Consider the following 13,022-nt stretch of genomic DNA (forward strand, 5'->3'; position numbering starts at 1 on the left):
TATGGCATTGGCATTCCTTGTCGTGGGCTTGGGCCTGACCGGATGCAGCAAGAAGTCCGAAACCGCGCAGCAAGGCACGGAAGGCGCCGGCGTGGCTGAGTCGCTGGAGACGCCGGATACGGGCATCATGGAGGGAAGAACCTCCGGCCCGATGGTGCCGGTCTATTTCGAGTTTGACAGCTCCACTGTCACCGGCGAGCAGGTGCAGCGCATCGAGACCAATGCGGACTTTCTGAAGAAGAATCCGGACATCAGCATCAGGATCGAGGGGAACTGCGATCCCCGTGGCACCCAGGAGTACAACCTCGCCCTCGGTGAACGCCGGGCGCAGAGCGCCAAGTCGTATCTCGTGAACTTGGGGGTCAAGGCAAACCGCCTGACCACGGTCAGTTTCGGCGAGGAGAAACTGCTGCTGTTCGGCCACGACGAAATTTCCTATGCCCAGAATCGGCGGGATGACTTCGTTATTGTAAAATGACATGAACGAGTGACGGATTGAAACCGGGTCAAGGGGATGCCCTGCCCGGTTTCTCTTTTTTTTGCCTGTTGTCTCATCCACGGCCGGAACGGCTTGGGGCGGCGGGAGACGGAAATCATTCAGAAAGGGAGTATGAACAGTGAATATGGTAAAAACAGTGGTCGGCTGTGTGAGCGGCCTGTTGATTGGTGCCTTGGTTCTCGTCAATGGTCAGGCTTTGGCAGCAGATACCAAAATTGCAGTCATTGACATGAAACAGGTGCTGTCTACCTCTACTGCCGGCAAGAGAGCGGAAGGGGTCATCAAGCAGAAGATGGATTCGTTGCAGGCATCCTTCAAAAAAGATGAAAACGAACTCATCGCCATGCAGCAGGAAGGCGAGAAGAAGGGTGCAGCCTGGAGCGACAGCGTCAAGAGGGAAAAGGCGGCCGCGTTTCAGAAAAAACGCCAGGAGTTGGCGGAAAAACAGGAGAATGCCAACCAGGAGCTGAGGAAACTGCGCGAACAGCAGGTCAATCCCGTGATCAAGAAATTGGAGGAAGTGGTGGCCAAGATCGCCGCGGATAACGACTATGCCATCGTTCTGCCCCGCAATGTGGTGCTGTATGCCACCGACGCGGTTGACATATCGAATACGGTCATCAGCGAGTTGAACAAGGTGATGAAGTAAGATCCCCGGAATGGTTCGATCTGGCGCCATGGCCGATCAACTCCTCGAGGAGCGCCTTGCCCGTTTCGCCGATGTCAGCGTGCTGGTCATCGGCGACATCATCATTGATCACTTTCTCTGGGGGACGGCGAGCCGGATCTCCCCCGAGGCACCGGTTCCGGTTGTCAATGTCCAGCGTGAAGATCTCCTGTTGGGAGGAAGCGCCAACGTCCTGAGAAACATCGTCTCCCTCGGCGGGCGTAGCGCCCTGTGCGGCATTGTCGGCGACGATGCCATGGGACGGAAGGCGGCCGATCTGGTCGGACAACTGGGGGTGTCCACCGAAGGTCTGGTGATCGGCAAGCGTCCCACCACCGTCAAGACCAGGGTGGTTGCCCAGGGGCAGCAGATTGTCCGTTTCGACCGGGAACAGACGGGATTTCCTTCCAGGCATTCCCTGGACGCGCTGCTGCAGTATCTTGAACGGTCCATCCATACCTTTGACGCAGTGATGGTGTCGGACTATGCAAAAGGGATGGTCAGCGAGCAGTTGATGGTCCGGCTCCATCAACTGCTGTATGCGGTCCGCAGCCGCGAGCACCGGCCGCTGCCGCTGATCGTCGATCCCAAGCCGTCCAATATCCATTGTTTTGTCGGCGCCACCGTGATCACGCCCAATCACCACGAAGCCATGCAGATTGCCGGCCTCCGGATCGAGGATGAGCGGAGCCTGTTGGCGGCGGCGCGCCATATCCGGGACGACATCGGCTGCGAGGGAGTGCTGATCACCAGGGGCGAGGCCGGCATGGCGCTGTTGCAGGCCGATGACGAACTGGTCACCATTCCGACCATGGCCAAGGAGGTCTACGACGTCACCGGTGCCGGAGATACGGTCGCGGCCACGCTGGCGCTCGGCCTTGCCGCCGGATGCACCATGCGGGAAGCTGCGGTGCTCGCCAACCACGCCGCTGGCATCGTGGTCGGCAAGATCGGCACCGCCTGCGTGACCGCCCACGAACTGCGGGCGGCGGTCGCGGCGGCGCGTGCCTGACATGTTCGATGATTTCACAAGAGAGCAAACTGACGGGATGGGAATGCGACCACGAAGCATGACAGGATTCGGCCGTGGCGAGGCCGTGGCCGAGGGGAGAACCTGGGTCGCCGAAATCAGGACCGTGAACCACCGCTTCCTCGATCAGCGGGTGGTCCTGCCTCGGGCGTTCACCGCGTTCGAGGAGCCGGTGAAGAGGAAGGTGGCCGCCGCGCTTGACCGGGGCAGGGTCGATATCACCTTCAGTCTGCAGGGGGCGGCTGCCGCTGAACCGCAACTGGCGGTCAACGAAGCCGTGGCCCGCCAATACCGCCGGTGCCTCCAGCAGTTGGTCGATGGTTACGATGTCGAGGGGCCGGTGACCCTGCGCGATATGCTGACCCTGCGCGACGTGATCAGCCTGGAGGAGCAGCGTCCGGACATGGATGCCGAGTGGCTGCTGCTGGCCGCCGCGCTGGAGGCGGCGCTCAAGGATTGCGATCTCATGCGGGAAAAGGAGGGGCAGGCGCTACGGCAGGATCTCCTTGACCGCCTGGCCAGATTCGAGGCGATTGTCCGGCGGATCGACAGCGCCATTCCCGAACTCCAACAGCAACGCCAGCACGAACTCAGGCAGAGGATCGGCAAACTGTTGGAAGGGATCGATCTCGACCCGATCCGGCTCGCCCAGGAAATGGCGATCATGGCCGACAAGAGCGATGTCACCGAGGAGATCACCCGGCTCGACAGTCACATGGCCCAGTTCCGTTCCTTTCTCGCCAGCGACGAACCGGTTGGCCGGCGGCTCGATTTTCTTCTCCAGGAATTCCTTCGCGAGGTCAACACCCTTTCCTCTAAAATCGCCAATGCCGCCATTGCGCACCTTGGCGTTGAAATGAAGAACGAAATCGAGAAACTGCGCGAACAGGTGCAGAATATCGAATAGCAGACGCCGCTCTGGCGCTCGCTTCTCTTTTGCCGCACAGTGCGTCCATGGAAAACAGACTCGTCAATATCGGCTTTGGCAATGCCGTCAAGGTCAGCCGTATTCTCGCCGTTGTCAATCCGGGCTCCTCGCCCATCAGGAAATTGAAGGAAGATGCCAGGTTGGAAAAGAAGCTGATCGACGTCACCGAGGGACGGCGGACCAGGGCGATCCTGATCCTTGATTCCGGCCACCTGATCCTCTCCTCGGTGCAGCCGGAAACCATCAGTCAGCGGCTGCTGGCCCTGGAACAGGATCAACGGCATCCGGACCCGGCGCTGGTCAAGGCCCAGATCGAGGGGGAATGATGGAGAACGGATTGTTGCTGGTCCTGTCCGCACCCTCGGGATGCGGCAAGACGACCATCCTCAAGCGGGTCATGCAGGACCTGCCCGGCCTGGTTTTTTCCGTGTCGCACACCACCCGCCAACCCCGGCCCGGCGAGATCGACGGAGTCCACTACCATTTTATTGAGGCAGCGACCTTCACCGCCATCCGCACCAGGCCGCCTGCCGGTTTTCTGGAATGGGCCGAAGTCCACGGCAACATGTACGGTACCAGCGTCGACGAAGTCGAGAAGCATCGGCGTGCCGGCAACGACGTCATCCTCGACATCGATGTCCAGGGGGCGGCGCAGGTGCGGCAGCGAGCCGAACCGGTGACCATCTTCATCGCCCCGCCGTCGCTCGCCGAATTGGAATGTCGCCTGCGTGGCCGCGGCACCGAGAGCGAGGCAACCATCGCCCTTCGACTCAACAATGCTCGCAAGGAGTTGGCCTGTTCGGGATCGTATGACTATCTGATCGTGAACGACCGGCTTGACGAGGCGGTGGCAAGTCTGCGCAGCATCATCATTGCCGAGCGGTGCCGGCAACGCCGGACGCTGAGTGGCCGGCAGGCGCACTGGAACTCCTGATGGCGGACAGAAGCAAAACAGAACGCCCGTCGGATGGAAGAGCGGCGGCGCCTGCGCTGGACGATGACCTGATCTGGGGGATCAACGCGGTTTGGGAAGCCCTGGCGCAGCAGGCGGCGACGATCAACGAACTCCTCGTCCAGCGGGGCAAGGGCGGAATGCGGTTGCAGGAGATTATCGATGCGGCCAAGGAGCGCGGTATCGCCGTTCGCTTCGTCGAAGCCGACCGAATGCGCGTGCCCCGCACCTGCCGCCATCAGGGCGTAGTGGCCCGGCTGAGCGCGGCGGGGCTGTTGCCCCTCGACGAACTGCTGGACCGGATCGCCGGGGAGCCATCGCCGCCGCCGCCCAGGCTACTGGCCCTCGACTCCATCCAGGACCCCCGCAATCTCGGCTCCATCCTGCGCTCGGCCCTGGCCGCCGGCTTCCAGCACGTGATCCTGACCAGGGACCGCAGCGTGCCGGTGACCGGCACCGTTGCCCGCACCTCCGCCGGAGCGGTGGCCCATCTGGGGCTCTGCCAGGTCGTCAACCTGAGCGATGCGCTGAACCGCTTGAAAGAGCGCGGCTTCTGGATCTACGGCGCGGTGGCGGAATCCGATGCCGCCTCGATCTATGCCACCGATTTTTCCGGCCCGGTCTGCCTGGTGATCGGCAGCGAAGGCAAGGGAATCAGGCCGCTGGTGCGCCAGCAGTGCGACGTGATGGTAACGATTCCCATGCGGGCCGCCTTCAACTCGCTCAACGCCTCGGTGGCAGCGGCGGTGATCATGTTCGAGATTGCCCGCCGCTCCGAGTAAGACCGCTTTACTTCCTCTTTTTGTTCATCTGCCGCTGCAGCAGATCGCCCAGCGTGCCCATGGAGGCCGATTCCCTGGGCATCGGCGGTGGAGTGTCGGCGCCGGCGTTGGACTCCCTGGCAACGTAATCCTCAGGGGTCAGGGCCAGGCGCTTTTGGTCGACGTCGACCGATTCGATCTTGACGGTCAGTTCCTGACTGGCCTCCAGCACCTCCCGGGGGTGGTGGATCCGCCGTCCCGCACCCAGCTTGGAGATATGGAGCAGCCCATCGATGCCCGACTCCAGGGTGACGAAGGCGCCGAAGGCGGTCAGCCGCGAAACCCTGCCCCGGTGAACCGAACCCACCGGGTAACGCAACGCCACCTTGTCCCACGGATTTTCCATGGTTTCGCGCAGACTCAGCGAGATCCGCTCGTTGTCCCAGTCGAGCCGTTTGATGATGACCTCGACCTGCTGGCCCCGGTTCAGCACATCCTCCACCCTGTCGGTCTGGCCCCAGGCCAGCTCCGCGATGGGGATCAACCCGTCGACGCCGCCGATGTCGACGAAGGCGCCGAACTCGCGAATGGAGGTGACGGTACCGCTGACCTGCATGCCCTCGCGCAGCCGCGCCTTCAGCTGTTCGCGCTCCTGTTGTCGTTGTTCCTCCAGCACGGCCCGGGCCGATAGGATGATGTTGCGGCCCTGGTTGCCGAATTCGATCACCTTGAAGGCAAAGGTTTTGTCGAGATAGTCCTCGGCCTGTTCGACCTTGCGGACATCCATCTGCGAGTAGGGGCAGAATCCGCGCTGGCCGGCAATGGTCACGGAAAAACCTCCCTTGACCTCGCCGGTCACCTTGCCTTCGACGGGAATGCCGGAGCGGAAGGCCTCCTCCAGTTCGCGGGAGGACGTCTGGCCGGAGCCCAGCCGGGTGGTGAACAGCATCTCGCCGCCCCGCGCCGCCAGAAAGAAGACCTGCACCTGGTCGCCGGTGGCGACGGTCAGTTCGCCCGCCTGATCGCGCAGTTCGGCAGCGTTGAGAACGCCCTCGCTCTTGCCGCCGGCATCGAGGAAGATGGTATCGCCGCTGATGCCGACCACGGTGGCCGCAACCCGGCTGCCGGGCTGGAGGGTCGGACGGGAGACGGCTTTGTCCTGGAACAGTTCTGCAAAGGTTTCGTCACTCATGGCTCGTTTACCAAAAAAAGAATAAACCGGCGGATGGGGCCACCATTGCCGGCGCTGCAAACGCTCACAACGGTTTCAATCGTCGAGCGTCAACCGTTCGCCAACGGATATCTGGCGCGCGGAACCGTCGGCGGTATCAATGAGGGCAAAGGCCGGCGGCGCGTCCTTGCCCAAAAGTTCGCCCGGATTGAGCAGCAGGCAGCGGCCCAGCCATTCCGCCTGAAACAGATGGGTATGGCCGCAACAGACCAGGTCGAAGTCGCCGGAGGCCGCCAGGGCGCGTGCCCAGCGGGGATAGTGCTCGATGGCGATGCGCCAGGAACCGGCAACCAGGGTGCCGTGCCCGCCGTGATGGGTGAGGTGATGGTGCTGGCGGGTGCGGCGCAACGGCTGGCGATGAGGTGCTGGTCACCGCTGTTGTTGCCGTAGATCGCATGCACCGGCCCGTTGAATTGTTCCAGATACGGCAGCATGAACGGGGAGATGAGGTCGCCGCAGTGGATCAGCAGCTCGGCCCCTTCCCGGTTGGCGCACAGCACGGCCTGCTTGAGGTTGAGGATATGGTCGTGGCTGTCGGAAAGAACGGCTATGCGCATGCGGCTTGCTTCAGGTGGCGCGGTTGGAGTGGGGCGTGGTCGTCATGGTGCCCGCAACATCTGCATGGAAAACAAACAGCAGGCAGCCCTTCTTTACCCTGCTTGTTGTATCCGAGCAATGCTTTTCCGTCGCTGCCGGTGTCAACCGGAACACATCGGCCGGATACGGGCAGGCCGATGGGGCTGGCTCATTGCTGGATGATTTCCGTCCCCGGTGCCAGGTCAAGGGCGCGCAAGGCCTGCATCTGCTGCGTATCTCCCTGCCGCAGGGTGTTGAAGTGGACATTGGTGAAGGTCAGCTCGGTGAGGGCGCCGAAATGATCCTCCATGAGCAGTCGGTGAATGGTGAGATCGCCACTCACCCAGAGTTGTATCCGTTTGACCTGGGGGTGCGGTTTCTTGGGGGTGAGTTGCAGCGCCTCGTCGCCGGCTGGCGGATCATTGAGGCGGAACAGAGGGTCGCCCGCCGCGGCCGCGAATTCGTCGAGCAGGTTCTTGGTGCCGGTGAAGATGGCGTAAGTAACGTCGGCTTCCATGTCCTGGGTCGGGGAAACCAGCAATTGCTTGTCCTGGGGCGTGTAAATGGAAAGCGAGGCGCCGTCGTTGATGATGGTCTGCTCGGTCGGCCCGGTGTAGTTCCAGCGCACGATTCCCGGCGACCCGGCGGCTTCGGTCACGGCCGGGCGGTAAAAAACGGCGTTGCCGGAGCCATGCTTGATCCGGCCGCCGTTCTGGGTGGTTTGGGAGAAATCGAATGTAAGGCTGCGCAACTGCTGGTATTTTTTTTGAAGTGCCGCTACCCGCTGTTCGGGCCCGGCGGCGAAGGCCATCCCGGACAAAAGGCCGGCAACAAGCAGCACCACGGTGAGGCAGAGTCGCGTGCCCTTACACATCGGTGTGCTCCAGCAGGACAGGGCGGCCGAAGATTGCTCCGGCCAGGGCATGCACCGGCGCCGGCATATCGGAGACAAAAAAACGGCTGGGCGTGTCGGGGGCGTGGAGTTCATTGCGGAGGTCTGCATCTGTGTCGAGAATCGATTTGAGGTGGAGCGCCACTTCGACGGAGGAATCAATGATGTTGACCCGGCGACCGATGCGGGGGGCGATCGTCTTCTTGAGCAGGGGATAGTGGGTGCAGCCGAGGATGAGGGTGTCGATCTGCTTGTCGCGCAGGGGGTGCAGATATTTTTTGACGATCATCTTGGTTTCCCTGCGATCCAGCCAACCTTCCTCGACCAGGGGAACCAGGAGCGGACAGGCCTGGCTGTACACCTGGCAGTCGGGGCGGGCCTCCTGGAGGCGCTGTTCATAGAACCCGGAATTGATGGTCGCCCTGGTGCCGATGATGCCGATCTTGCCCGTGGCACTGAGGGCCGCCGCCTTGGCCACTGCCGGAAAAATAACGTCGATGATGGCCTGGCGGTAGTGGCTGCGCAAAAACGTGGAGGCCGTACTCGCCGCCGAATTGCAGGCAATCACGATCAGCTTGGCTCCCTGGCGGAGAAGGAACTCGGTATTCCGATGCGAGTATTCGGTGATCATGGCCGGACTTTTGGGGCCATACGGCATGCGGGCGAGGTCGCCGAGGTACACCAGGGGATACCCCGGGCACCATTGTTCAATGGCGCGGGCAACGGTCATGCCGCCGACGCCGGAATCAAAAATACCAATCATTCTTTTGTGTTGACTGCGGTGAATGGCAAAGAGGAAAGATCGAGATGCGCGGGTACGGAGAACCGGTCGTGACTGTACTGCGGCCGGGCGGGAACCACAAGCTGAAATGACAGGTGGCGCCGAAATGGGTGTACGATTGGAAAAATATTGCATTCAGGCGAGGAGTGCTCGGCACCTGTCGCCTGAATGCATACGAATTGAAAACTGTTGTCGGATGCGGGATATTACTTCTTCTTTGCCTTGTCTTTTGTCCGCATTTCAATAGCCTTGCGGAGATTGTCCGGCAACCCCCGTTCCTTACCTGATTGCGAGCGTTTTTCAGAAAGCGCCTTGGCGCACAGTGGCTGCCGAGCGGAAAAACCATGCTTCTTGCGATATTCCTTGGAGGTCAGTCCATGTGATTTGAGATGCTTCGGGGAAAGCATCTTGAACTCTTGACCGCACTCCAGGCAGACAACTTTATTTCTCTGGATCGACTTTTTCGGATCGATAACAGGATTGGCCTCTTCCGGCTCTGGTTCAATCCCAACGGACTCGGAATCTTGCAGAGCCTTGAGGGTTTGGAAGGTGTCGTTCAGCGCCGCCTTTATTTCTTCCGTGGTCATTTGCTTGGTGCTGATCTGAGATTGGATGATCTCCGCAGTCATTTCAACGAGTGATTTACTCATCGTTCTCTCCTGAGTGGATAAATTAAGTGGGTACAGTATCTCTGTTCCTGCGATGATAGAACAAGAACACGATCAATGCAATTTTTTTATATCGTTACAGGAAAAAATACGAGCCGGAAAATCCGGGGCGGACTTTCTGTTGTTGCACAAAATGATGGTTTGCATCACAGGGCGCGGCTCCTGTTGTCGCCGGTGCAAAGCCCCTTGTCTTTCAAGGGGGTCCAGGCAAAACGTGACCGGGATGTCTCCATGACGGGTGTTGACAGCCTGTCGGCGAGGCATTATTGTTGCCCTTGTTTTGATGGCTCGGTTTTTTTATTTAACCTGCATATATACAGAGTTGTGAGGTGCGATCATGCCGGTGTATGAGTATGAATGTAGCGGATGCCAGAAGGTTTTCGAGGTGCAACAGCGCATGGCCGACGAACCGCTGTCGGTTTGTCCGGAATGCGGCGGCAGCGTGCGCAAGCTGATCTCCATGAGTTCGTTTCAGTTGAAGGGGGGCGGCTGGTACACCGACGGCTACAGCAATGGAGGCAATGGCAAGGGATGCGCACCCTGCGCCGATTCCGGCAGCGCGTCGTCGTGCTCGAGTTCCGGTGGCTGCTGCCACTGCCCGGCATCCACCTGACCGGCAGCGCGGCTGGTCGACGAAACCCGGCTTCAGGCCGGGTTTTTTCTTTTGCAGCGGTGAAATCGGCTCATGACCTGGTGATGATGGCCATGGCGTCCCCATAGGAAAAAAAGCGGTAACCGGCGGTCACCGCTTCCCGATAGGCCGCCAGAATCCGGTTCTGTCCCGCCAGGGCCGAAACCAGGAACAGCAGCGACGACTTGGGCAGGTGGAAGTTGGTGATCATGTTGTCCACCACCCGGAACCGGTAGCCCGGATAGATAAACAGATCGCATTCGCCGCAGCCCGCCCGGACATGCCCTTCGGCATCGGCCGCAAATTCGAGTGTCCGCACCGTGGTGGTTCCCACCGCCCAGATTCTGCCACCCCTCTCCCTGGCCTGCCGGATGGCGGTTACCGTTTCTTCCGGAATTTCGACGTATTCCCTGTGGATGGCATGGTCGCGGATATCCTCGCTTCGCACTGGCGCAAAGGTGCCGTAGCCAACGTGGAGGACGATGTTGGCTCGCTCCACTCCCTTGTTGCCGATGGCTGCCAGCACTTCGTCGCTGAAGTGGAGGCCGGCGGTCGGGGCCGCGACCGAACCGGTCTGGCGCGCGTATCGGGTCTGATAGCGATGCCGGTCCTCGCCCAGGCTGCCGTCCGGCCGGCTGATATAGGGCGGCAGCGGCATCTGGCCATGGACTTCCAGAAGCTGCTCCAGGGACTGCCCCTGTTTCGGTTGATACTGGAGTGTCACCTCGGCTTTGCCGTCCGGATGCAGACCGTCGACGCGCGCCCGGAAGCTCGGGCCGAAGTGGAGCAGGCTGCCGATTTTGGGCCGTTTTGAACTTTTGATCAGGCCGGTGGCCGAGGCTTGCCGCCACGAGCGGTCGGCGTTGCCCTCTGAGGCGGGCCGAGGAAAGGCGAGGAGCAGCAGTTCGACCCTGCCGCCGGTCTGCTTGTGGCCCAGCAGCCGCGCGGGAAAGACCTTGGTGGTGTTGATGACGAGGAGGTCGCCGGCGCGGAGGTAGTCGGCGAGGTCGGCAAAAGTCCGGTGGGCGAGCGAGGGGCTGTCGGTCGCAAGAACGAGCAGCCGGGACCGGTCGCGTTGCGGGGCTGGGAATTGGGCGATCCGGTCGGCGGGCAGGTCGTAATCGTAGTCGTCCAAACGGTAGGTGTGATCGGTCATGGTCAGAAGCAGGCTGGCAGGTTCCGGGTGATTTGCTTGCAAAGCACGATAACCTACTTTACATTGCGACAAAAGTCTTGGCCGAAAAGTGTCCGTGTGGGCGGCTGGGCGCCGATGGGGTTTTCGCGCCGATTGTGAGTTTTTGGGAAGACCGTGTTTCTGGTAACCGCCGCCACCGATTTCGAGATGGAACCGTTCCGGCGCCTCTGCCCGCAGGCCGTGTGTCCGACGCTAGTGACCGGCGTCGGGCCGGTGGAGGCGGCGGTCCGCCTGACCGCTTTTCTGGCCGCAACCTCCCTGCCACTGGCCGGGGTGGTCAATTTCGGGGTCGCCGGCGCTTATGCCGTGGCAGGGCGGGGCAACGCGGCCGTCCTCGACATCTGTCTGGCCGAGCGCGAGGTGTTGGCCGATCTGGGCATCTGCGCACATGACGAGGTGCTGCCCTTGCGTGGCGCAGGATTCATCATAGCCGATACCTTCGAACTGGACGCCGGCTTGCGGCACCGGGCGGAAGCGGTGCTGGCCGCCGCCGCCATCCCTTGCGCCAGCGGCGTATTCGCGACGGTCAACAGCGCCAGCGGCACCCGCAGGCGGGGGACGATGCTGGCCGAACGCCACCAGGCCCTGTGCGAGAATATGGAAGGCGCCGCCGTAGCGCGTGCCTGTCAGCACGCTGGCCTCCCCCTGCTGGAACTGCGATGTATCTCCAACCTGGTCGAAGACCGCGACCTGCGAAACTGGCAACTGCACGATGCCTGTGCCCGGTGCGGCGAGGTGACGGCCCTAGTCGTCAAAGGATTGCGGCATGACTGAACCACTGGCCCTGACCCTCGGTTTTTCTCCCTGTCCCAACGACACCTACATTTTCAATGGGCTGGTTCACGGCCGGGTGGCGCTGGCCCGCTGCCGCCTGGCCGGCATCCATCTGGAGGATGTGGAGACGCTCAACGAATGGGCTCTGCAGGGGCGTTTGGATGTGACCAAATTGTCGTTCCACGCCTTTGGCCACGTGCAGCACAACTATGCACTGCTCCAGGCCGGAGCGGCCCTGGGGCGGGGATGCGGCCCCCTGCTGATTGCCGGCAACGGTGACAAGCCGGCCGACCTGGCCGACTGGACCATCGCCATCCCCGGCGCCTATACCACCGCGGCGTTGCTGCTGCGGCTGTATCGGCCGGATTGCCGGCGGCTCACGGTCATGCGCTTTGACCGGATCATGGACGCCGTTGCCACCGGGGTGGTCGATGGCGGCGTGATCATCCACGAGAGCCGGTTCACCTATCAGGCCCTGGGTCTGCACTGCATCCGCGACCTCGGCCAGTGGTGGGAGGAGACCACCGGACTGCCCATCCCGCTTGGCTGCATCGCCGCCAAGAAAACGCTGCCGCCTGCCGTCCGCGCCGAAATCGATGGGGCCATTGCCGCCAGTATCCGCTGGGCCGATGCCCATCCCGGCGAGGGGTGGGATTATATCAGGGCGCACGCCCAGGAAATGGATCCGCAGGTGATGCGCGAGCATATCGCCCTCTACGTCAACGACTCTTCCAGAGCGCTCGGAGAAGAAGGGCTGCACGCGGTGCGTCAGCTGCTACGCCGGGGCGCGGCTGCCGGGCTTTTCCCCGCCGCTGTCGGCGATATATGACCGTTGCGCCCAGTCAGACAACACCAACTCCTGTCTGGGGCTGCGTGCTGATCGGCGGCAAGAGCAGCCGCATGGGCCGGCCCAAGCATCTCCTCTATCGGGAGAACCGGACCTGGGTCGAACAGACGGTCGCTCTGCTCCGCCTCCGGACGGAACAGGTGGTCATTGCCGGTGCCGGTGCTCTGCCCCCCTCCCTTGCCGGGATGCCGCGCCTGGACGATGTTCCCGGCCTCGGCGGGCCGCTGGCCGGCATTCTGGCGGCGTTTCGGCGCTATCCCGAGGTGTCCTGGCTGGTGGCGGCCTGCGATCTGCCGGATCTGGAGGTGGGTGCCCTGCAGTGGCTGCTCGCCGGTCGCGGTCCCGGCGTGGTCGCGATCCTGCCGGATCTGGCGGGAGATGGCCGCGTCGAGCCCCTGTTGGCCTATTACGACAGGCAGTGCCGGCCGCTGCTGGAAACCATGGCCGCCACGGGCCAGCGCCGGATGCAGTGGCTGCGGCAGGCAGCAGGCGTGATCACGCCGCAGCCGCCCGAGGCGCTCAGGCGCTCGTGGCGCAACGTCAACACCCCCCAGGAACTCGGCCAACTCGCCCCTTGAAGGCGATGCCGG

17 protein-coding genes and 1 pseudogene are annotated in these 13,022 nt (G+C 62.1%); 11 read left to right on the forward strand and 7 right to left on the reverse strand.

The features are described 5' to 3' along the window. Position 1: 1 nt before the first annotated feature. The 7 genes from pal (at position 2) to rlmB (ending at position 4,858) form a co-directional block, all read left to right on the forward strand. Positions 2 to 478: a peptidoglycan-associated lipoprotein Pal gene (gene pal / locus Q362_RS0104285; protein ID WP_245590154.1), complete on the forward strand. Its 477-nt coding sequence runs from the start codon at positions 2 to 4 to the stop codon at positions 476 to 478. A gap of 145 nt (positions 479 to 623) precedes the next feature. Further along, a complete protein-coding gene (locus Q362_RS0104290) occupies positions 624 to 1,148 on the forward strand; it encodes an OmpH/Skp family outer membrane protein (RefSeq protein WP_084312266.1) in 525 nt (174 codons plus the stop codon). A gap of 28 nt (positions 1,149 to 1,176) precedes the next feature. After that, positions 1,177 to 2,178, forward strand: a complete 1,002-nt coding sequence (gene rfaE1 / locus Q362_RS0104295; protein WP_028317681.1) for a D-glycero-beta-D-manno-heptose-7-phosphate kinase — start codon at positions 1,177 to 1,179, stop codon at positions 2,176 to 2,178. A gap of 58 nt (positions 2,179 to 2,236) precedes the next feature. Next, on the forward strand, positions 2,237 to 3,103 hold the full coding sequence (locus Q362_RS0104300) for a YicC/YloC family endoribonuclease (RefSeq protein WP_245590155.1): 867 nt from the start codon (positions 2,237 to 2,239) through the stop codon (positions 3,101 to 3,103). A gap of 47 nt (positions 3,104 to 3,150) precedes the next feature. Continuing rightward, positions 3,151 to 3,450 carry a DUF370 domain-containing protein gene (locus Q362_RS0104305; RefSeq protein ID WP_028317683.1) on the forward strand — a complete coding sequence of 100 codons (300 nt, stop codon included), beginning with the start codon at positions 3,151 to 3,153 and terminating at the stop codon, positions 3,448 to 3,450. Beyond that, complete coding sequence (gene gmk, locus Q362_RS0104310; protein WP_028317684.1) at positions 3,450 to 4,058, forward strand: guanylate kinase; 609 nt, start codon at positions 3,450 to 3,452, stop codon at positions 4,056 to 4,058. Before Q362_RS0104305 ends, gmk begins: the two co-directional genes overlap by 1 nt. Continuing rightward, the gene (gene rlmB, locus Q362_RS0104315) at positions 4,058 to 4,858 is read left to right on the forward strand and encodes a 23S rRNA (guanosine(2251)-2'-O)-methyltransferase RlmB (RefSeq protein WP_051553635.1); all 801 of its coding nucleotides are present in this window, start codon (positions 4,058 to 4,060) and stop codon (positions 4,856 to 4,858) included. The genes gmk and rlmB overlap by 1 nt, the downstream gene beginning before the upstream one ends. A gap of 7 nt (positions 4,859 to 4,865) precedes the next feature. On the opposite strand, the gene rpsA is transcribed toward rlmB, so the two are convergent. The 6 genes and pseudogenes from rpsA to Q362_RS0104340 form a co-directional block, all read right to left on the reverse strand. Then, positions 4,866 to 6,029 carry a 30S ribosomal protein S1 gene (gene rpsA / locus Q362_RS0104320; protein ID WP_028317686.1) on the reverse strand — a complete coding sequence of 388 codons (1,164 nt, stop codon included), beginning with the start codon at positions 6,027 to 6,029 and terminating at the stop codon, positions 4,866 to 4,868. Between the two features lie 75 nt (positions 6,030 to 6,104). After that, positions 6,105 to 6,416: a metallophosphoesterase family protein gene (locus tag Q362_RS24715; protein ID WP_211248441.1), complete on the reverse strand. Its 312-nt coding sequence runs from the start codon at positions 6,414 to 6,416 to the stop codon at positions 6,105 to 6,107. A gap of 86 nt (positions 6,417 to 6,502) precedes the next feature. Next, positions 6,503 to 6,625, reverse strand: a pseudogene (locus Q362_RS24820) (metallophosphoesterase family protein); the annotation flags it as partial. Positions 6,626 to 6,813: 188 nt separating this feature from the next. Next, the gene (locus tag Q362_RS0104330) at positions 6,814 to 7,518 is read right to left on the reverse strand and encodes a LolA family protein (RefSeq protein WP_028317687.1); all 705 of its coding nucleotides are present in this window, start codon (positions 7,516 to 7,518) and stop codon (positions 6,814 to 6,816) included. Further along, entirely contained in the window at positions 7,511 to 8,299 is a 789-nt protein-coding gene (gene murI / locus Q362_RS0104335) for a glutamate racemase (protein ID WP_028317688.1), read from the reverse strand. Before murI ends, Q362_RS0104330 begins: the two co-directional genes overlap by 8 nt. A 224-nt stretch (positions 8,300 to 8,523) precedes the next feature. Next, on the reverse strand, positions 8,524 to 8,967 hold the full coding sequence (locus Q362_RS0104340; protein WP_028317689.1) for a Ros/MucR family transcriptional regulator: 444 nt from the start codon (positions 8,965 to 8,967) through the stop codon (positions 8,524 to 8,526). A gap of 355 nt (positions 8,968 to 9,322) precedes the next feature. Here Q362_RS0104340 and Q362_RS0104345 point away from each other — a divergent pair, with 355 nt between their 5' ends. Continuing rightward, a complete protein-coding gene (locus tag Q362_RS0104345; protein ID WP_028317690.1) occupies positions 9,323 to 9,598 on the forward strand; it encodes an FmdB family zinc ribbon protein in 276 nt (91 codons plus the stop codon). A gap of 70 nt (positions 9,599 to 9,668) precedes the next feature. On the opposite strand, the gene queA is transcribed toward Q362_RS0104345, so the two are convergent. Further along, entirely contained in the window at positions 9,669 to 10,772 is a 1,104-nt protein-coding gene (gene queA / locus Q362_RS0104350) for a tRNA preQ1(34) S-adenosylmethionine ribosyltransferase-isomerase QueA (RefSeq protein ID WP_028317691.1), read from the reverse strand. A gap of 153 nt (positions 10,773 to 10,925) precedes the next feature. Here queA and mqnB point away from each other — a divergent pair, with 153 nt between their 5' ends. Genes mqnB through mobA form a run of 3 tightly spaced genes read left to right on the forward strand, consistent with a single transcriptional unit; the run spans position 10,926 to position 13,010 of the window. Continuing rightward, positions 10,926 to 11,585 (forward strand): futalosine hydrolase, encoded by a 660-nt coding sequence (gene mqnB, locus Q362_RS22000; protein ID WP_051553640.1) that lies wholly within the window; start codon positions 10,926 to 10,928, stop codon positions 11,583 to 11,585. After that, positions 11,578 to 12,414 (forward strand): 1,4-dihydroxy-6-naphtoate synthase, encoded by an 837-nt coding sequence (locus Q362_RS0104360; protein WP_028317692.1) that lies wholly within the window; start codon positions 11,578 to 11,580, stop codon positions 12,412 to 12,414. Before mqnB ends, Q362_RS0104360 begins: the two co-directional genes overlap by 8 nt. Further along, positions 12,411 to 13,010: a molybdenum cofactor guanylyltransferase gene (gene mobA / locus Q362_RS22005; RefSeq protein WP_084312272.1), complete on the forward strand. Its 600-nt coding sequence runs from the start codon at positions 12,411 to 12,413 to the stop codon at positions 13,008 to 13,010. The genes Q362_RS0104360 and mobA overlap by 4 nt, the downstream gene beginning before the upstream one ends. Positions 13,011 to 13,022 lie beyond the last annotated feature (12 nt).

Source organism: Desulfobulbus elongatus DSM 2908 (genome assembly GCF_000621145.1).
GTDB lineage: Bacteria > Desulfobacterota > Desulfobulbia > Desulfobulbales > Desulfobulbaceae > Desulfobulbus > Desulfobulbus elongatus.